Source organism: Providencia sp. (genome assembly GCF_003533305.1).
Lineage (GTDB): Bacteria > Pseudomonadota > Gammaproteobacteria > Enterobacterales > Enterobacteriaceae > Providencia.
In genome coordinates this window covers 264,887-284,881 of record NZ_DOEH01000009.1, presented here as the reverse complement: position 1 = coordinate 284,881, position 19,995 = coordinate 264,887, and the positions used below count along the sequence as shown (strand labels likewise).

The following is a 19,995-nucleotide window of genomic DNA, read 5'->3' as shown; positions in this document are numbered from 1 at the left end:
ATGTAGTGACGATTAAGTGCGAAGAAAATAGTGGGCTTACTAAATATTGATTAGAACACATTCAGTTTATGGATAGGATCTGACTTTAAAGCCTAAAAATAGCAACATGATTAATCTGCCAGAATACTAGATTTCGCCATTCCACACTTAGGTTCGCATAATGCATATTATGTTAAATTGACTAAATGAATTACTGAACATTCATGCTATAACCATTATATTGGGGATCTGCGTAAAATCCCCAATATGTTCTTTGGGCTCATTGTCTTGACTTAGCTTTAGAAAAACATTTTCTAAATAAGATGAAGTCTCAACCTATTATTTTAAGTACTCATTAAATATATGCGAACCTAGGATACGAATCACTTCTGAGCGCTCCTCTAAGGAGGTATCCCCTTTTCTAACATAAATGCTGATAAATACAGGTTCATGATCATTTGACCAGACCATCGATGTTATACCCCTGATCCCATAATCACTTGCACCTGATCTATCTGCAATTTTCCATCCTTTAGGCAGAGATGCTCTAAGCATATTGTCAGCGACTTTGTTATTCATCATCCATTCTTTTAATTGATCTTTGGATGCATTACTGAGTACTTCTCCAGTCAAAATATTCTTTATACTTAGGCTCATCGCATTCGGAGTCGTTGTATCACGCAAATCATCTACGGGATTAGTAGTTAATTCTGGTTCATACCGGTCAGAACGAGTTACCGTATCTCCTATCGATCGCATAAATGCGGTAAGTCCTTCTGGCCCTCCACCTGACAAAATAGCAAAATTTGCCGCTGTATTATCACTGTATTCATTTGCGGCTTTGCAGGCCTTTTCTAGGGTAAATGGTTTATTTATATAATTCTTAGCAACTGGTGAATATGTCACAATATTCTCTTCAGTCACTATCATAGAATGATTTAATGAAATCTTTTGGGCATCAACTTTTGCTAGCACATTGGCACAGGCAATAGATTTTACAGTGCTATCTAAAGGAAAACGTTGGTTTCCATTTATAGAGATAGAACTATTATCTGAATATAGAATTGACAAACCTACTTTCCAACCTTCTTTTTCGTATATCTTAACTTGATCATGTAAATTTAGCGCAAAAGCAGAAGTTACAATAGGCATACTTAAAGCCAGTGTAGCAAGCATTTTAAATCGTAAGTTCATAGAAACCTTTAATGTGGACGGATTATTTGAATCACGATTATATTTTCTTCTATATAGTTAACAAATGATCTTAACTTTTAGCTCCTTATAGAAAAACTTATACTTAGCGTTCATAAAGGATTGATGTTTAAGTTTATAAAGCTTACCCCATTAGAAATACCCACTTTTATTTATAATTCCTCATTTTTACTTTCATACCTTTGTCTGGCACTTTCAATACTATGTAGATTCTGATCGACCCAGCCACAAATAGCCTTAACAGTGACCAATAAGCTCCCCCCTAGTTCCGTCAATTTATATTCAACTTTAGGTGGTACAACTGGATAGACATGACGAGATATAAGACCATCTCGCTCTAATCGTCGTAATGTTTGTGTCAACATTTTTTGGCTAATACCATTAATATGCTTACGTAATTGGGTAAAACGAAGTTTTTCATTTTTCCCCAACGCATCAATAACGAGTAATGTCCATTTATCTGCAATTCTATCTATTACCTCACGAGCCAATAATTGTGAACGAGAGTTTGTATCTGTAATCTTCATGGTTTCCATCGAGAAACTCCGTATGAAAAAAGTGCCTACTTCCTATTTATAGCATGGTCTCTTATAGTAACCGAGAAAACGTAACCCAAGGAAATTAATCATGCGCGCACTAATAAAAAATAATTTTAGCAATAGTTTCTTAACCATTGGCTCAAAACAAGACCCTATTTTATCTGATGATCAGCTATTAATTAAAGTAGAGGCCTTTTCACTAAATCGAGCTGATTATCTCTACCTAAATATGCCTGAAATAGATTGGACAGTAGGCATTGATTTTGTTGGTACAGTAATTAAATCGAACTCTATAATTGAAGACATTCCTATAGGATCTCGAGTCATGGCACATAGTCCCATTGGCGGTGGTGGCGCTGAATTAGCATCCGTCAACGTGAATAATGTAATTAAATTACCAAGTAATATTGATATATCAACAGCAGCAGCATTACCGCTTTCAGGCCTAATGGCTTTAAGAATGCTTCGTGAAGCAAAAATAAAATCTGGTCAAAATATATTAATTACAGGCGCAACTGGTGGCGTTGGCGCTATAACAGCTGAGTTAGCTATACAAGCTGGAGTGAACGTTACCGTACTTACTCGCGATATATCAACTGCTACATATTTGCGCGAATTAGGTGCGGATATAGTGTCATCACTTGATAACCTATCGAAACAGTTTGATGTAGTCTTTGAATCTGTTGGCGGGGAAATTATTGCTAAAGCAATTAAAAATCTTAAAAGAAACGGTCTTATTCTTTGGTTTGGTCAAGCAAGTGGTCAACCTGCTCAACTCGATTTTTTCAGTTTATTCGGGGGACATGAAAGCATGACTTTAAAGCATTTTGTGTATAACGACCTTCCGGATATAGATGATAAAGCTGATCTTTCAGAATTATTAAAACTCGTATCTGATGATAAATTACATCTAGATATTGAAGTGAATAATTGGTCAGAAACAGGAAAAATCTTGCAAAAAATAAAAGAGGGACAGTTTAGACGTAAAGCGGTATTTATGGTGGAATAAAATCAGTCTGTCACCTCCATAATTTAAGCGTGAAGGCAGAACTTATTATGTAAACAATATTAAAAAGTTAACTCTTTCAATCAAGCCTCTACACTCTGATGACATTGTAGTTAATCGATAAAATAGTTAGTTAACTTGAATATTAGCTCTAATAAAGTTGAAGCTTCATGAAGTGATATTAGAATGGATGATTTCGTGAAGTAAATTTTAGTTCATGAGATGTAATTTACTGATTATTTAAGAAAAATCATCATGAACAAACTTGAGTTCCGTAGAAGTTAAATTGACTGTGACGGTAAATAACTCCATATTCCAGATCCATCCCTCGATAAATCAATGTATTAGTAATTTCTGATATTCCTCCCGTTTCTTGCATTAGGTGCATAGTACACTTACTTCATATCCATATAGATTACAGACTTAATTTCATGTTCTTCCCCCTGTCCCATCTGGCGCACCATTTCTCTATGGTAGGCACCTGTAGCATCTAAATGAAAAATAACAACCAATAACTTCATGAGATGTCTTTCAATGATTTAGCGCTTCAAAGCCCTATTTAATTAATTTGGAAAATTTAATGATTTAGTTTCATCAATAAACTAAAGTTGTCTCTTATTATATAAATTAAGACTATTAACGCTATGCATAACTTTTTAATTATTATACCTGACGGTGGAATATTATTTGAAGCAACGGGTATCGCTGATATTCTCATGCACGCTAACAATTTGCGCCCAGCAGATATTCAATTCCCACTTTATCAGGTCACTATTGCGACTACGCAACCATATCACGTAATTAATGGTGCTTCTGGGCTTAATTTACTTGCGGATCAGCGGCTCTGTGATCTAGAACCTAGCCTTCCCCGCGATACTATAATGGTCACAGGAAGAGGACAAAGTGAAGAGGAAGATAACAATATCGTTAATTGGCTTATACAGGCGGCTCCACATACAGAACGAATTGTTTCAATCTGTGGAGGTGCAATGTTACTTGCCAAAGCAGGTTTACTCAACGGCCGCCATGCTACGACACACTGGCGGTTAATTGATACTCTCCAATCCCATTATCCGTCAATAACGGTTGAACGAGGCCCTTTATATGTTCAAGATGAAATGATTTGGACATCCGGTGGCGTTAGTTCAGGTTTAGATCTTACTCTTGCGTTGGTTGAAACTGATTATGGATTTAATCTGGCTAGAGACGTTGCTCAAGATCTCGTTCTGTTTTTACATCGTCCTGGAGGGCAAGCACAGTTTAGCCGATACTTACTAAATCAAGCTGATAGCGGACCTATCAAAGACCTTCAAACGTGGATAACAGATAATCTCAGTAATGATTTGTCTGTTGAAAATTTAGCTGAAAAAATCGCAATGAGCCCTCGTAATTTTACTCGAGTCTTCACTAGAAAAACGGGGATTACTCCAGCAAAGTATGTTGAAGCAATTAGATTAACTACAGCCCGACAGTACCTTGAGCAAACAAGTTATCATATTGAAAAAATTGCGGATATTACAGGTTTTGGTACAAGCCTGAATCTTCGCAGGGTTTTTGAGCGCAATCTACATGTGACGCCAACGGAATATCGTGAACGTTTTCATTCACGCAATATGGCATAAATTGATTCTTTGTTGTCATTTACGCCAAACCCGTTCGGGATTAGTATTGCCCCAGTTCAATAAATTCAGGAGTATCTATCATGGTTAAAATTGGTATCAACGGATTTGGCAGAATTGGCCGCAATGTTCTTCGAGCCGCCTTAGGCCGCGATGATTTTCAAGTTGTAGCTATTAACGATCTTACCGATAGCAAAACACTTGCTCATCTCCTCAAATATGATTCACTTTCAGGTACGTTAAACGCTGATATTAAAGCAGGTACAAATCAAATATTAGTAAACGGGGAGATAGTCAGTGTTTTTTCAGAAAAAGACCCTGCAATGATCCCGTGGAGTAGCGTTGGTGTTGATATTGTTATTGAATCTACTGGTTTTTTTACCAATAAAGCTCAAGCTGAACTTCATATCACGAAAGGTGGTGCAAAGCGAGTCATCATTTCTGCTCCGGCAACAAATGAAGACATCACTATCGTAATGGGTGTCAATGATAAATATTATGATGCCACTAAGCACAAAGTTGTCAGTAATGGCAGTTGCACAACTAATGGCTTAGCACCTGCTGCACAAGTTTTACACCAAGTGTTTGGTATTGAACATGGTCTTATGAATACGACACATGCATATACTAATAGCCAGTCTTTGCACGACCAGCCTGAAAAAGACCTACGAGGAGCACGCGCCGCAGCAATGTCTATTGTTCCTTATTCTAGTGGTGCGGCAAAGGCTATCGGTAAAGTTATTCCTGAATTAGATGGCAAAATGACTGGTTATTCTTTACGTGTTCCAGTCCCTGTTGTATCTATTGTAGACTTAACTGTGAATCTTAAACGCGAAACGACGGTAGAAGAAATTAATGCTGCATTTCGTAAAGCGGCTGAATCTGGCGAATTAAAAGGCATTTTAGGTTATAATGATGAACCTCTGGTATCAGCAGATTATCGTGGTGATACTCGATCATCAATTATTGATGGTCTCTCTACATTAGTTATTGGCGGGAAACTGGTAAAAATACTAGCTTGGTACGATAACGAATGGGGTTTTTCGAACCGCCTGATCGACTTAGCTTTATTAATGGAAAAACGTGGTTTATAAGCTTTTAATCAGCTGAAGCGGCAAAACCAACATTAACCTTGTCCATACTCACCTTCTATAAATGGACAAGGTCACGCCCTTTTGTTCTTTCATTATTGATGCATTGAAAAGCTCCTCCCTACTTCCTAGCCCTGTAATTAGCAAATCGATTAAAATTATATTCATTGCGACAGCAGGATTGAACTGCCCTTCTTTTACTCATATCGTAAGCTTCAAGTGTGTTTTCAGCCCCTTGAATAACTGACATATTTTGATATGTTAATTATTTGATAAACACATATATCGGCCTACACTATATACATCATTTCTAATAAAACAGTATCTATTACTTTATAGGTACTTAAATATAACAAAAACTAATCGCTGGGGAATGAAATGGATACTGAATACGATATAGTCATCATAGGTAGTGGACATAATGGACTTGTGGCTGCCGCAGTGCTTGCGACAGCAGGACTAAGAGTTGTTGTTTTAGAAAGTGAAAATGATATTGGCGGCGCTTCTCGTACCGCTGAAATAACACAACCGGGATTTCATCATGACCTTTATGCAACCAATATTGGTATGTTTTTAGGTTCACCTTTTTATCAAGAATATCAAAAAGAACTACATAACAACGGATTTGAAATTGTCACCAGTGATAAACCCTATTCCAATGTTTTTCCCGATGGTGATGGTATTGGCGTATATCAAGACTATAATAGAACAGATGCCATGCTTCGAAAGTATTCGAATAATGATGCTGACGCTTTCTGGAAATTACTTAACTATTTTCAAAAAACATCAGAACATTTTACTCCGTTGATGCAAATGGAGCTCCCTTCTTTTAAAGCAGCACGCCAGCTATGGTCAATGATTCGGCATCTTGGCCTATCCGACTCACTTAGTCTAATTCAATTACTACTCAAATCTACTCGTGAATTTTCAGAAGACTGGTTTTCTCATCCCAAAGTCCGCGCATTATTTATTCCATGGGCATTTCACTTAGATTATGGTCCCGATATTTCAGGAGGAGCTACTTTCTCTTTTGTCGAAGGTATGAGTGACCATTTACATGGATTATCCATCAGTAAAGGTGGCGTGGGTAACTTGATAAAAAGTATAGCCAAAATTATTGAAAATAATGATGGTTCAATATTAACGGGTCAGAATGTTACTGAAATTATCGTCGAAAAAGGTAAAGCAATTGGAGTAAAAACAGAAGATGGGCAATCATTCGGGGCTAAAAAAGCGGTTATAGGCAATATAGCGCCAACACAAATAGTCAATACGTTGATAAAAGAAGAGCATTTGCCCGGTGAATATATACAAAAAGCAAAAAAATATCGGTATGGTGCTGGCACGATGATGCTGCACTTTGCTTTAGATGGCCATTTAGAATGGAATGCTGGAGAGGATTTTTCTAATTTTGGATATGTACATATCGGACCTTATACTGAGGATATAGCGACTACATTTAATCAAGCTCAGAATGGAATATTGCCTCATAATCCAATGCTTGTCGTGGGTCAACAAAGCCGACATGATAAAACTCGAGCGCCAGAAGGTAAAGAAACGCTTTGGGTTCAGGTGAGAGCATTGCCATACGCACCAAACAGTGATGCTTTAAATGAGATTCAAATTAGTAATTGGGATTCTATGAAACAACAATACGCTGAACGTGTTATTGATAAAATCTCATTATATGCCCCTAATATTAAACAACAAATTTTAGATTATTCAGTTCTTTCACCTGAAGATCTAATGCGAAATAACAGAAATCTTGTCAATGGTGATAGTGTTTCTGGAAGCCATCATATTAATCAAAATTATATATTTAGACCTTTTCCCGGATATTCCCGTTATAAGACACCGATTAAAAATTTATGGGTGATCGGCGCAGCAACATGGCCTGGTGCTGGGTTAAATGCAATATCAGGTTACCTTGTCGCTAAACATATTTTAAAAAACCACTAATTAGGTCCTTATATGATTTACGTTTTCGGTCATCAAAATCCCGATAGTGACAGTATTTGTAGTGCAATTGTTACAGCTGATTGGTTAAACAGCCAAGGAAAGCTAGCAACGCCATTTCGTCTAGGTGAAATCACGCCGGAAACCGCTTTTATTTTACAGCAAGCTAATGTAGTTCAACCCGAACTTCTCAATATAGCACTGAATGAAAAAACAGTTTGGCTCGTTGATTTTACCGATGCAGAACAAGGACCTCCCTCTTTAGCTTTCAGTAATATCATTGGTATTATTGATCATCACCGGCTAGGAACCGTAATGACACAAAATCCACCAGACGTTTGGATACGTTCGGTTGGTTGTTGTGCCACAATCATCTGGCAAATACTTACTCTCGAAAACCAACAGCCTATTTCCGCGTCTCAAGCTACTTTGATGTTAGGCGCGATACTGAGTGATACCGTCAACCTTACATCATCGACAACTACTGGCCATGATATCGCTGCGGTAAAATCTCTGTCTGCTATTTGCCAACTAAACTATGATGAATTTGTTCAAGGTTTGCTTGCCGCTAAAACTGATATTCATGGATTATCGGCTGATTATCTTCTTATGAAAGATGCTAAACGCTATCAAATCAGCGGTTTTTCAGTTCTGATTTCCCAAATTGAGCTCACCTCAATGTCTGCAATTGAAGCTATTCTTCCTGAGGTTCTAGCTCAATTAGCCAAACAAAATCAAACAGGCAACTTTGATATTGCCGTATTGGTAGTCACGGATATTTTTAAGCAAAACTCAACATTATATTTTTCACAAGACAATCAATTCCACTTCAGTAGTGTTTCCCTACTTGGATTCATTAGTAGGAAAAAAGATATATTGCCTTGGCTTACGAGGACTATTTTAACGTCTTCGGACTAATTAGAGCAAAAGTGACGTTTTTAGATACTGATATTCTTGAAAAAATATTAATCCCGCTGTTGATTCAGCGGGTAGCCCAGATATTGACCCCGAATGGTTAAAAATATCGGCGTGAAATTAATCAATAATCCATTATACGGTGCTATGGCAGGCACCATTTTTAATCTCGATGGTCGTTATGTTAAATTCATTATTGAAGTTTCACATAAGATGTTTTACACCGTAAATAATTAATATACGTTTGCATCTGACCTTCCATTGTCATTTATCTTTCTTTCTTGTAACCTTCCCGCCTAAATCCCATTATTTTATAACCTGAAGACAGGACTACCCATGACCGAACATTTAAATAAAGATCCTTTACATGGCGTAACGCTTGAAATGCAGGTCAATGCTTTAGTGGCAAGATATGGTTGGAGTGAGCTGGGGAAATTGGTCAATATTAATTGTTTTAAAAAAGACCCCAGTGTTAAATCAAGTTTAAAGTTTCTTCGCCGTACACCATGGGCTCGCGCAGAAGTCGAAGCACTTTATCTCGATTCCCTTGAGGATGATCTTATTGATAAATCAAATGGAAATGATTTTGACCCTTGGGGCTTACCTAGAAAGTAAAAAGCAATGTTTCTGAAAATTTTAGTCCTAGTTTAGAGAGCCGGTTAATTATTATCGGGTATGAATATCTATATAAAATCACTACGGATAATTTGTTTGATATTACTTGCAGCGTGGGTCATGGAAACTATAAAGCCCTTCTCAGGGCTTTTAAGCGGGTTGTTTTAACGATACCCTCGACTATGATTTTTAGATGACCAACTAAAGGTCTCATCACTAGAAACTAGTTTATCTTTTTTCTTTTGAGCTCTAACTTTTTTAGCGGCTTTTTCAACTTCGGTTGAGATTTCGAGGATTATTTGATCTTTAACTTTATTGTTTTCTGCGTTTGTTAATTCACGTCCTAGTCTTTTCCTTTCCTGGCCCAGCCGTGTTTTAACTTGCATCTTCTGAGCTTCGGTCATTTCTTGAATCGTTAGCATTTTCATTGTATTACCCTACTCATGTTGAGATGTCTATAATCAATATAACACTTTTGAAATTACTAACGAAATTTTTAATACAAATTTGACATGAAACTCGGTTTATTTTTCAATTCTTTATCATTTAATTATGAAGAATATAAGGTTAGACATAAAATTTTTTCATAATAAAATGGTAACCACTATCATCGCTGCGTGCCATCAAATAGGATTCGGAGTATAATAAAGCCCATTACAATCTGAATTGATATCACAGCCTTTATTATGGAATTAGTCCCATCGCCTCAAAATATTCGTCAAATCCTGACCTTAGACACCCCTTTAATCGATGTGCGAGCACCAATTGAATTTTATCAAGGTTCAATGCCTTCCGCTTACAACTTACCGTTGATGGATGACGAAGAGCGTGCTGCGGTAGGAACTTGCTATAAGCAGCATGGTTCGGAAAAAGCGGTGGCTCTCGGTCACCAATTGGTTAAGGGTGATATTCGTGATAACCGCCTAGCGGCATGGCGTGAAGCGTGCCATCGCTTTCCCCAAGGATATATTTGTTGTGCTAGAGGCGGTATGCGTTCGCATATTGTTCAGCAATGGTTGAAAGACATTGGGATTGATTACCCTCTCATTATTGGTGGCTATAAAGCCTTACGCCAAACAACAATTGATGCGATAAATAATTTATCACAGCGCCCGATTACGTTAATTGGTGGATGTACTGGCAGTGGAAAAACAACACTTGTTCGAGACCTAGCTAATGGTATTAATCTCGAAGGTATTGCTCGGCATCGTGGTTCTTCTTTTGGCCGTACGCTAGAAGAACAGTTTCGCCAAGCCACTTTCGAAAATCATCTTGCGATTGCAATGCTTAAAAAAGCAGACCAACAAACTCACTGGATATTAGAAGATGAAGGTCGCGCTATCGGAGCCAATAGCATTCCCGATCCTTTACGCATTCAAATGGAAAAAGCGACTATTGCTGTTGTTGAAGATCCTTTTGAACGTCGAATTGAACGATTAAAAGAAGAATATTTTGACCGAATGACTCATGATTTTTTAATCACCTATGGTGATGAAAAAGGATGGGCTGCTTATAGTGAATATCTCCACCACGGATTATCAGCGATCCGTAAGCGTTTGGGGTCACAACGAGCCGTCGAATTAACTAATTTGCTAGATAACGCCCTCGCAGAACAAAAAACAAATGGTAATACGGAAGCTCATTTTGCATGGTTATGCCCTTTACTTATTGAATATTATGACCCGATGTATCGCTACCAATTGAGTAAAAAAGAAGACCGAATCGTATTCAAGGGCACTTATGAAGAAGTTATGCAGTGGCTCATTAGCTGCTAATGTATAAAGTATCTATTTTGATCTAATTAACGGTCAATGGATCAATGCAAGCAGAGACAGATCTTCAAACGTCATGACTTATTTTCTTACTAGTTAACCTACCATTCAAAGAATTCTTTATCAAAACCCTTACAATGAAATTGTAAGGGTAAACTGCGTTTACCTATGATTTCAGTAGGTACTTTCCTTTATCGAAGTATCCTATCTTATTTTTCGATAAGAATTAATGAGATCTGTATTTGATTTCTCACTGTTACTTTCCTAATTCAATAAAACCTTTGTTACTATCATATTGTTTTGCAAGCACATATAAAAAGAAACTTAATTTTAAAAGGAAAATAACCATGTATAAACCTTTTACGAATCGCTTTCAGGTGAAAACAATCGCAGCACTTGCTGTTGGCTTAGCACTTTCATTTCAAGGTATCGCAGCGCCCACAGTTATTGCACCGCAAGCAAATTATACGGATTATGTTACTCAGCGCCAAACAGTTGATTTACTGGTGAATGAAGCACTACAAGCATTCAAAAATCCATCACGAGTTTCTGATGCTGGTTTTACCGGAAAGCTACCATCTAACCTTGAAATTGTGGCACAAAAACTGTTACAAGCTCATAAGCTTGAACCTTATCGCGTAGATCTACTCTTCAGTGCTGCAAGTGCATATATCTACAATAATGATGTTGAAAAAGCACTGACTATTTACCGTGATATTCTTGACGTTGCTCCTGATGATATTGATGCGCTAATTTATCTATCAGCTTGGTCCCGATTTGCCGGTAAAACTCAAGATAGTGAAAGTTATCTAAAAAAATTAAATGAATTAAATCCAAATAAAGCGTTGGAGTTAGCTGAGTTTTATAAAGTTATCGATCGCGTTACTACAATGCCAATTACCGATAATCTTTCTCCTGAATTGCAAAAACAACTACGTGAAAGCGGTGATAACACAGCCATTGTGACATTAGGGTATGCGCTTAATCCAGACGGAAGCATGCATGACATTTTAATAAAACGATTAGAAAAAACGTTACAAATCGCTAAAGAACTCCCTGATTCAATTATATTAGTCACGGGTGGTGTGCCTCAGAATAATAAAACTGAAGGAAAACTTATGGCGGATTGGTTATTAAAAAATGGTATCGATGGAAAACGTATTTATCAAGATAACTATGCTCGCACAACAGTAGAAAATGCACTTTATAGTCGATATGCTTTGGCTAAGCACCGCATAAAAAATACGGTACTTATTAGCTCTGGCAGCCATATTCGCCGAGCGGATGCTATTTTTACTTTAGCGAGCTGGGAAACTGGTCCACGTGATATTCAATTCTATGGCATTGTTGCTTTAGATAAACCACTGGCTGAATTACAAAAGGTTAGCCAAAAAGATATTCAAGGAATTTACCGCGATGGTCTGAAAGCTTTAGGTTTATGGAGTTTCCGTAGCTATCCGCTTGAAGAACGTTAAAACCAGAATTAAAGGTGCTGTTTTAATATAAAAATCTTATATTCGATACCGCTAAAGCACTTCTTTATCAGTTGATAGTGAAGTGCTTTCTTCATTTAGGTTTAATAAGAAAATAAATAGCATTATCAGTGCGTTCTATTTAAACCTAGGATGGCATAATTAAAATATCACCGCCCCTACTAATGGGCTATTTCTATGGACCATTATAGCGACTACAATTGGTACTATCAGAATTTTCACATCACAACACAGCAAGAAAAAATGGATATTACCGCTATTTATCCCTATTAAAGTAGTGAACTAGACATCGAGATAAGTATACTCAAACAGATAGAACTTAAACGTCAAACTACTTAATATTAAAATCTATTTTCTGAAAACTAACTCAGATATCCCTTGGTAAATTAATCGCGTTGCTAGCCCCCCAAGAATGAAACCAACAATTTTTCCAACTACCTTATGAATACGAGAATATGTTCGCCTAACTGATGACAATGAAAATGTCTGACATAAAATAATACGCCACACTAAAGAAGCAATAACAATCCCTAACCAAATAATAATTTTGGTCCAAAGTGGTGTCGTTGGGGTAATGGTGGTTGAGAAGATACTAATAAAAAACAAAATAGTTTGAGGGTTCGAAAGGTCAGAAATGAGCCCTCGACGAAAATACGTGACTACGGGAAAAGATTCTAACGAATTTTGTGTAGATAAATTAAGTTGCGTCCTATTTTTAAACACACTAATAGCATAATAAAGAAGGTATAAACCACCTAAAATTTTAATTAAAGAAAATAAATAGCCAAACTCTGACATTAAAGTGACTAAGCCAAACAATCCGAGACCAGAGTATATAGCGTTGCCTAACACAACGCCGTAACCACATGTTAAACCAGCCTTTTTACCTGAGCTTAATGTTGTTTGTACAACAATAAATAAATTAGCGCCTGGGTTAAAAAAAGTGAGAATAAATAAAAAAAGAGTCACGATAATACTGTGTATTGGATCCATGATTTTTTTCTTCATCAAATTTATTTGAAGACCATTATAAGCATGAAATTATCTGTAACTCTATTTGCAAATACACATTTACTGCACAAAATTAAAATTTTTTGGAACCTAGTAACACTAAGCTTTTAATGTTTTTTTTCTATGCAATAACCATTTATCTAACTCGTTGGCAAATTGCTGACGATCGCGTTGATTTAACGTTGCAGGGCCGCCCGTCTGAACACCACTTGCTCGCATCGTATCCATAAAATCACGGATAGTGAGTCGCTCTTTAATTGTGGCTTCGCTATAACGTTCTCCTCGCGGATTAAGTGCTATAGCCCCTTTTTCCATGACTTCAGCAGCAAGCGGAATATCTGCGGTGATAATTAAATCCCCTGCTTGAGCGCGTAGAACAATTTCATTGTCTGCAACATCAAAACCTGCTGGGACTTGTAATGTTCGAATAAACGGTGAAGGTGGAACCGTGAGCCTCTGGTTTGCTACCAAAGTAATTTGCACTTTTTCTCTGTCTGCGGCGCGATATAAAACTTCTTTAATTACTTTAGGACATGCATCCGCATCTACCCATATCAACATATTATTATTCCATGTTTATTAATGCTATCTACCGTTATGATAACATGATTGTGCATTGACAGTTTGCCGTTACCTTAGTCTTAAAATATTTTTTAGATAATTTCCCTAATGGTAACGACCGAGTAATTGATTATGTTTTAAAAGTGCCAATATCACGACTAACCCAAAGAAAAAAGGTACGGTTAAAGTCAGTTCAAGATAAACAAATCGATTAAAATGGAAACTTGTTACCTTTGGTGTCAAATGATAAGCCACTGGTAGCGCTAATCCCCCCGAAATTACGGCAATATAGGATAAGTTTTTAAGTTTGATAGCGTTTTCTTTCTGGGTGACATTTGGCTGCGTTTTATGATACTGATAATATTTAAAACAAAGATAAATCAATCCTAGCAGTGACCCCATATGCTGAAGTAGCTTATAAATCGCAATCTCTTGTTTATCGCTCATATGAATAAAATTAAATTGCAATAGTGAAAAATTTCTCACAACAGCGCCAGATTCATGGGTAAAAGAATCCCAAATAATGTGAGTCATAGCTCCGAGAAATAAAGATACAATTAAGATAGAAAAATAGCGTCTATTCCATAACTTATTCTTTTGCATAGGAAACGGAATGATTTGCTTTAACGGCTCAATAAGTAAATAAACCATAACATATATAAAAATACACAATGGAAATGCAGTATAAAACCAACCAACGACATGGTGAGCTGTACTCGCAAAACGATATAACCCGAACGAATAGAGTAAATCTGGACTTAAGCTACCTAAAATTAGAGCGGGTAAATTCAAAAACTGTCCCCACCTAGAGTGCTTTAATGGGAAAACAATCGCAGGATGGGAGAAAGTCCAAGGCATAGTTAGTTCTCAATAGAGTTAATTCTCAAAAACGACTTAGTTATTAATAAACAGTTTGCAGACGAAGAAAGAATAAAGATATACGAGAAATCGTAAAAGCAGCAAAAGTACACGACGAATTTAATTAGAAAACCCGAACTAATGTACTTTTTCCTGAAAGACTGTTGAACTAATAATTAAAACTTCATTACCATTTCATGCCATACCATGCCGCCGTGGTCAGAGGCTGAAGGTCTGACATATTCATAGCCAAAATGTTTATAAAGGTCGACATGTTGTTCTTTGCACATGAGATGAATCGTTTGTTTATCATCTTTTTGCATCAATGAAATAAATTCTTTCATTAACAATGATGAATACCCTTTTCCTTGGTATTTAGGATGAATGACCACCGACATAATCACTACATTAGGTGCTTTGGGGTCATGACCAATAAGTTCTTTAAACTCTTCATCAGACATCACCACATCCCATGCGCAGCCTGCGTTAATAAAGCCAATAACTTCATCATCTATTTCCATACACAGGAAACCTTCAGGATACTGGTGAATACGTGTCGTTATTTTTTCAAGCGTTGCCGCTTCGTCACCTTCATAAGATCCTACTTCAATCGCATAACAATGCTCAGCATCGTTTAATGTTGCGTGTCTAAATACTGGGGAGTGCATCTGGTTACCTCATTCACTAAATTAATATGGCGATATACTAACATTTTTGCCTTAGGTTATGAGGTAATTAACTGCACTTTAGCTGTACTGATGTCTTTTAAATTCAATTTAAATCTTATTCACCTAGATTAGACACAGAATGATAATGACAAGTTAATTGAAAATAACTAAACGTGGAGGCAACTAATACCAATACTCCTCCTCCAATAGCAACATAATAACCGTAGTCTATGGCAAAAGTATCAACCACTTTCCCTGATAAAACTGCGCCTATCGCAACACCAATATTTAAACCAGCAAGTAACCAGGTCATACCCTCAGTTAATCTATTTGCAGGTATAATATTTTCGACTAATGACATCGCAATAATCATGGTTGGTGCAAAAAATAATCCTGAAATAAAAACAACGATGGATAAAGAGATAATACTATCAACCCATAGTAACGGGACGATAGATAATAGCGTTAATAATCCGCTTATAAATAATAAGCGAGGCAATGGCGTCGATAACGTGAGCGCACCAAAAATAAGTCCCATAAAGCAAGAGCCGACTGCATAAGCAGATAATACGAGGCTAGCTGCAGCGGGTTGATTTTGCTGTTCCGCTAATGTAACACTGAGAATATCCACTGACCCAACAATAATGCCTAGAGAGATCATTAGCCCAATTAATAGTTGTAAGCCGGTTATCCGTAAAATCGACTTATTATCTGACTCCATGCCAACATATTTTAAGATACTGGGTTCAGTACTACGTTGAAATACCAAAAGTCCTACCCCAATGATAAGTAAAACCATAGCAACAAGTAACCCTGCTTGAGGAAATAACGCGACTGTTATACCAACAGATAAAGGCGGCCCTGTAATAAATGTCACATCATCAAAAACGGTTTCTAACGAATAGGCTGTTTGTAAAATAGGCTGACCTTTATAAATAGCAGTCCATCTTGCCCTCACCATTGCTGACATGCTTGGCATAAAACCTGCCCCAAAGGCACCTATAAATAACCATAAGTTTGATAATTCAAACCATGTTGCCATTAATATAATACTGATACCTACAGCGCTAATAATAGTGACTCGAGGTAATATATAAAATTGTCCATGCCTATCCACTAAACGAGATATTGCTGGAGATAATAAGGCATAAGTTAAGACAAAAGTTGCAGCTACTGCTCCTGCTAATGTATAGCTTCCTCTTAATTGAGATAACATTGTAATAATGCCAATTCCCATCATAGGTAATGCTAAGCGCGCTAAAAAGCCAGCAATAACAAAGTGGTTACTTCCCGGTGCTCGAAAAATTTCTTGGTAACGGCTTATCATTAATATCTCCATAGTTAATACTAAACTTTATATACGCAGTGTATGTATAAAAATGATATATTGATACGAGATGAATGTAAACAATTATACATAACGTATGTAAGAGGTTTCATGGCAAGAAGAACTCAAGCACAAATGGAAGAAACACGAGCTGTTCTATTATCAACCGCACGTGATTATTTCTGCCGTTTTGGTTACGCAGAAACCTCAATGGATGACTTAACCGCAAGTGCTGATCTAACTAGAGGCGCTCTTTATCATCATTTTGGCGATAAAAAAGGCTTATTAGCTGCGGTTGTGGAACAAATTGATACTGAAATGAATGATAGATTATATGCGATTACCCATGGTTCACTTGATATATGGGCAAGTTTTTGTCAACGCTGTTACGCCTATCTGGAAATGGCATTAGAGCCTGAATATCAAAGAATTGTATTACGTGATGCCAAAGCCGTACTTGGTGAAACACTGGCAAAATCTAATCTTCGTTGTATTGAACAAGTCGAAAAAATTATTACCCAACTTATTGACCAAAAATACATTGCTGACGTTAATCCTCGAGCGCTATCGTTACTCATTAATGGGGGATTGTCAGAGGCAGCTTGCTGGATAGCTGAGGGAAATAGTGATCGTAGACTTAACCAAAGTATTGAAACTGTGAATATCTTACTAAGCGGACTATTAATCGCTAAACCTATGGATTGATGTGAAAGACAAATTTAAAAGAGAGTGAACTCAAATCGATACTAAGCTCACTCTTAGTATCATTAGCGCAATAACTTAAATGAAGAAATAAAATCGTCTACATCTTGTTGGCGAGTTGACCATGACGTACAAAAACGAACACAAGTTTTACCTGATTCTGGTTCACATATTTTATTTAATGCGTATTTTGATAATAATTTTTTTGCTAATTCATTAGGTAAGATCACAAATACTTGATTTGATTCTGTTGGTGCTAAAAATTCAAATCCATTATCTTTAAAGAAAATAGCAATCTGTGAAGCCATATCATTCACATGTTGACCTAATTTAAAGTATAAATCATCTTCAAATAAAGCTTTGAATTGTGCAGCAAGCAACCAGCCTTTTGCCTGTAAACCGCCCTTTTGTTTAAGGCTAAAGCGAAAATCAGATTTCAACGCACTATTAGCAATAACTAAAACTTCACCAGTAAAAGCACCTATTTTAGTTCCACCGATATAAAAAATATCAGTAAGTTGTGCAATATCCTCAATAGTTAAGTCACTATATTTGGACATCAAACCGGATGCTAAACGAGCGCCATCCATAAATAGGAATAAACCATTAGCATCACAAATTTCACGTAAAGCAACTATTTCACTTTTACGATAAACCGTACCAATCTCTGTTGAATTACTAATATAGACTAATTTAGCTTGAACCGTATGTTCATCCCCGTTCTCGCTCAACACTTTTTGAATATGTTGTGGGGTAAGTTTTCCTGACTCAGACTGTACAGTAATGACTTTATGGCCCGTCGCTTCAATAGCCCCCGTTTCATGAGTTGAGATATGTCCTGAATCCACAGAAATCGCAGCTTGATGAGGCCTTAGTACATGTGAAATCACCGTTAAATTGGTGATCGTTCCGCCATTAAAAAAATGAATATCTGCGTCTGCTCTTCCAATTCGTTCTTTGATTTGTTTCGCAACACTCGCGCAAAGTTTATCTGTGCCATAACCTTCATAACGCTGCCCAACCAAGCCATTCAACTCTTTCATTACTGCAGGATGTGCTATTTCGTTATAATCATTTAAAAAACTATACATGGAATCTACCTATCGTTACTTTGTTGGTTTCTCATTCAAAGATGTCATAGTTATATGCGTATCTAATTAATTATTCAATACTATTTTAAATTATGAATGATATAAAAATTATATAGTTAACTTATTATAGCTAACCATATAATTAAGCTTAAGCAGTGACCTAATGAGAACATCGAAAGGTTATATTAAAACGAAAAGGTCCTAATAAAGGATGCTCGCCTGCTTTTATACTTCGTACCCCATGAAAATTTAAGCGCGAGCGGCCACCCCAGACTAATACATCACCATGTTCGAGTAAGATAGCTATTTTCGGCATTTCTCTCTTTATACCACCAAAATCAAACATTGCAGGTAATCCGAACGAAAAAGACACAATGGGGTGTGAAAAATCAACTTCGTCTTTATCTTGGTGTAGAGATAATTTAGAACCTACACTGTATTGATTGATAAGACATGCGTCTGGTTCAAAGTGATTGAATCCCACGCTTTTTGCTGCATCGATAGCCAGTTTTTTAAATATTTCAGGCATAACGGGCCATGGATTATTTGTGACAGGGTCACGTAAAGAATAACGATAGCCGGTTTCGTCTGTCACCCATCCCCAGTCCCCGCAATTAGTCATTGCAACTGACATGTTATAACCACCAGGCGTCACCATATGACGAAGTGGAGCCTGCAAGATAACATTGCTTAATGCTAATAATAACGGTTCCCCTTGTCCTAAAAGAAATCCTTTTAACAAATAAGCATCTTCAGCAATTACAATATTGTTCTCTTCGTCAGAAAATAGCATGATTTCAATTTCGCAGTATTAAGGTGATTTTTGATCAATGATTTTTCAATAAATAGACCATTTAGGTATAATGTAAAAATATATCTTCTTACTTTTATGGCTATTTTTCATCTACCAATACCAATAATGGTGATTCAAACATCTCTTGAGGTGAAATTACAGTCTCATTATAAGGTATTTTCGATCCATAACGTTCCGCAAGCTTAGCTTTAACTGCTTTTGAACTTAAATCAAAATCTTTCAGTTTCTCTAGCTTACCAACTTTTACATCAATACCATGGTAGTAAATTTTCCAGACCAATTCAGAACAATACATTTTATCATTAGACCAAGAAAAAGCTAAATCATAAGGTTTAGATTTATATAACATAGCCTGTTGATATAATTTATCTTTTTGCGAATCACTTAGTCTATTCTTTACTCTTTTAACAACATACTTATTGGCGACACCTTGGTTAATCCAGATATGTAATGAAGTAAATTTAACCACATTAGATGCTTCGTAAACATAAGGTTTACCGTTATTAAATAATATAATTCCCATATGGCTGTATGGTGAATTTGTTGCTTTTTGGATAGCTAAACTCTGTGTTGATTTTGACGTTTGGAAAATAATATCTCCTTGCTCAGGTTCATATCCATAACATAACGAAGCAAATAAAATAGGCATTAAAATATGAAACTTCAGAAACAACGACATAATTATCATCCACTTGAAAAACTGCGTAAATACATAATTATATAATGCCTTATTTCTATTAATAAGACATTGAGATAAATATGATAG

At 36.6% G+C, this 19,995-nt stretch carries 20 protein-coding genes; 9 read left to right on the top strand and 11 right to left on the bottom strand.

Annotation, left to right across the window (positions count from 1 at the left end; all coding sequences use genetic code 11):
- Window positions 1-318: 318 nt before the first annotated feature.
- Both bla and DD649_RS03990 read right to left on the bottom strand, forming a co-directional pair.
- Window positions 319-1,173 carry a class A beta-lactamase gene (gene bla / locus DD649_RS03995; RefSeq protein ID WP_294103846.1) on the bottom strand — a complete coding sequence of 285 codons (855 nt, stop codon included), beginning with the start codon at window positions 1,171-1,173 and terminating at the stop codon, window positions 319-321.
- A gap of 170 nt (window positions 1,174-1,343) precedes the next feature.
- Window positions 1,344-1,727, bottom strand: a complete 384-nt coding sequence (locus tag DD649_RS03990; RefSeq protein ID WP_294103844.1) for a helix-turn-helix domain-containing protein — start codon at window positions 1,725-1,727, stop codon at window positions 1,344-1,346.
- Between the two features lie 91 nt (window positions 1,728-1,818).
- Here DD649_RS03990 and DD649_RS03985 point away from each other — a divergent pair, with 91 nt between their 5' ends.
- The 6 genes from DD649_RS03985 to DD649_RS03960 all read left to right on the top strand — a co-directional run bounded on the left by DD649_RS03985 (window position 1,819) and on the right by DD649_RS03960 (window position 8,932).
- The gene (locus DD649_RS03985; protein ID WP_294103842.1) at window positions 1,819-2,739 is read left to right on the top strand and encodes a zinc-binding dehydrogenase; all 921 of its coding nucleotides are present in this window, start codon (window positions 1,819-1,821) and stop codon (window positions 2,737-2,739) included.
- A 641-nt stretch (window positions 2,740-3,380) separates the two neighbouring features.
- On the top strand, window positions 3,381-4,358 hold the full coding sequence (locus DD649_RS03980) for a helix-turn-helix domain-containing protein (protein ID WP_294103840.1): 978 nt from the start codon (window positions 3,381-3,383) through the stop codon (window positions 4,356-4,358).
- A gap of 80 nt (window positions 4,359-4,438) precedes the next feature.
- The gene (gene gap / locus DD649_RS03975; RefSeq protein WP_294103838.1) at window positions 4,439-5,449 is read left to right on the top strand and encodes a type I glyceraldehyde-3-phosphate dehydrogenase; all 1,011 of its coding nucleotides are present in this window, start codon (window positions 4,439-4,441) and stop codon (window positions 5,447-5,449) included.
- 375 nt (window positions 5,450-5,824) lie between these two features.
- Window positions 5,825-7,405: an NAD(P)/FAD-dependent oxidoreductase gene (locus tag DD649_RS03970; RefSeq protein WP_294103836.1), complete on the top strand. Its 1,581-nt coding sequence runs from the start codon at window positions 5,825-5,827 to the stop codon at window positions 7,403-7,405.
- A 12-nt stretch (window positions 7,406-7,417) separates the two neighbouring features.
- Window positions 7,418-8,320, top strand: a complete 903-nt coding sequence (locus DD649_RS03965) for a manganese-dependent inorganic pyrophosphatase (protein ID WP_294103834.1) — start codon at window positions 7,418-7,420, stop codon at window positions 8,318-8,320.
- 333 nt (window positions 8,321-8,653) lie between these two features.
- Window positions 8,654-8,932, top strand: coding sequence for a VF530 family protein (locus DD649_RS03960; protein WP_294103831.1), 279 nt, complete (start codon window positions 8,654-8,656; stop codon window positions 8,930-8,932).
- A gap of 164 nt (window positions 8,933-9,096) precedes the next feature.
- On the opposite strand, the gene DD649_RS03955 is transcribed toward DD649_RS03960, so the two are convergent.
- Complete coding sequence (locus tag DD649_RS03955) at window positions 9,097-9,360, bottom strand: DUF3811 domain-containing protein (protein ID WP_294103829.1); 264 nt, start codon at window positions 9,358-9,360, stop codon at window positions 9,097-9,099.
- Between the two features lie 258 nt (window positions 9,361-9,618).
- Here DD649_RS03955 and mnmH point away from each other — a divergent pair, with 258 nt between their 5' ends.
- Together mnmH and DD649_RS03945 are read left to right on the top strand one after the other, a co-directional pair.
- Window positions 9,619-10,707, top strand: a complete 1,089-nt coding sequence (mnmH, locus tag DD649_RS03950; protein ID WP_294103827.1) for a tRNA 2-selenouridine(34) synthase MnmH — start codon at window positions 9,619-9,621, stop codon at window positions 10,705-10,707.
- 344 nt (window positions 10,708-11,051) lie between these two features.
- Complete coding sequence (locus tag DD649_RS03945) at window positions 11,052-12,179, top strand: ElyC/SanA/YdcF family protein (RefSeq protein WP_294103826.1); 1,128 nt, start codon at window positions 11,052-11,054, stop codon at window positions 12,177-12,179.
- A gap of 366 nt (window positions 12,180-12,545) precedes the next feature.
- On the opposite strand, the gene DD649_RS03940 is transcribed toward DD649_RS03945, so the two are convergent.
- From DD649_RS03940 to DD649_RS03920, 5 genes are all read right to left on the bottom strand, one after another.
- Entirely contained in the window at window positions 12,546-13,190 is a 645-nt protein-coding gene (locus DD649_RS03940) for a LysE family transporter (RefSeq protein ID WP_294103825.1), read from the bottom strand.
- A gap of 117 nt (window positions 13,191-13,307) precedes the next feature.
- Window positions 13,308-13,769, bottom strand: a complete 462-nt coding sequence (locus tag DD649_RS03935; RefSeq protein ID WP_294103823.1) for a YaiI/YqxD family protein — start codon at window positions 13,767-13,769, stop codon at window positions 13,308-13,310.
- Between the two features lie 105 nt (window positions 13,770-13,874).
- Window positions 13,875-14,627 (bottom strand): DUF4184 family protein, encoded by a 753-nt coding sequence (locus tag DD649_RS03930; protein WP_294103821.1) that lies wholly within the window; start codon window positions 14,625-14,627, stop codon window positions 13,875-13,877.
- A 176-nt stretch (window positions 14,628-14,803) separates the two neighbouring features.
- Window positions 14,804-15,295 (bottom strand): GNAT family N-acetyltransferase, encoded by a 492-nt coding sequence (locus tag DD649_RS03925; RefSeq protein WP_294103820.1) that lies wholly within the window; start codon window positions 15,293-15,295, stop codon window positions 14,804-14,806.
- Between the two features lie 115 nt (window positions 15,296-15,410).
- Window positions 15,411-16,622, bottom strand: a complete 1,212-nt coding sequence (locus tag DD649_RS03920; protein WP_294103818.1) for an MFS transporter — start codon at window positions 16,620-16,622, stop codon at window positions 15,411-15,413.
- 111 nt (window positions 16,623-16,733) lie between these two features.
- Here DD649_RS03920 and DD649_RS03915 point away from each other — a divergent pair, with 111 nt between their 5' ends.
- Window positions 16,734-17,327 (top strand): TetR/AcrR family transcriptional regulator, encoded by a 594-nt coding sequence (locus tag DD649_RS03915; RefSeq protein WP_336429157.1) that lies wholly within the window; start codon window positions 16,734-16,736, stop codon window positions 17,325-17,327.
- Window positions 17,328-17,389: 62 nt separating this feature from the next.
- Here the strand turns inward: DD649_RS03915 and DD649_RS03910 are convergent, their stop codons facing one another.
- From DD649_RS03910 to DD649_RS03900, 3 genes are all read right to left on the bottom strand, one after another.
- Window positions 17,390-18,415: an aminotransferase class I/II-fold pyridoxal phosphate-dependent enzyme gene (locus DD649_RS03910; RefSeq protein WP_294103809.1), complete on the bottom strand. Its 1,026-nt coding sequence runs from the start codon at window positions 18,413-18,415 to the stop codon at window positions 17,390-17,392.
- Window positions 18,416-18,575: 160 nt separating this feature from the next.
- The gene (gene alkB / locus DD649_RS03905; RefSeq protein ID WP_294103807.1) at window positions 18,576-19,208 is read right to left on the bottom strand and encodes a DNA oxidative demethylase AlkB; all 633 of its coding nucleotides are present in this window, start codon (window positions 19,206-19,208) and stop codon (window positions 18,576-18,578) included.
- A 100-nt stretch (window positions 19,209-19,308) separates the two neighbouring features.
- Window positions 19,309-19,896 carry a YiiX family permuted papain-like enzyme gene (locus DD649_RS03900; protein WP_294103907.1) on the bottom strand — a complete coding sequence of 196 codons (588 nt, stop codon included), beginning with the start codon at window positions 19,894-19,896 and terminating at the stop codon, window positions 19,309-19,311.
- Window positions 19,897-19,995 lie beyond the last annotated feature (99 nt).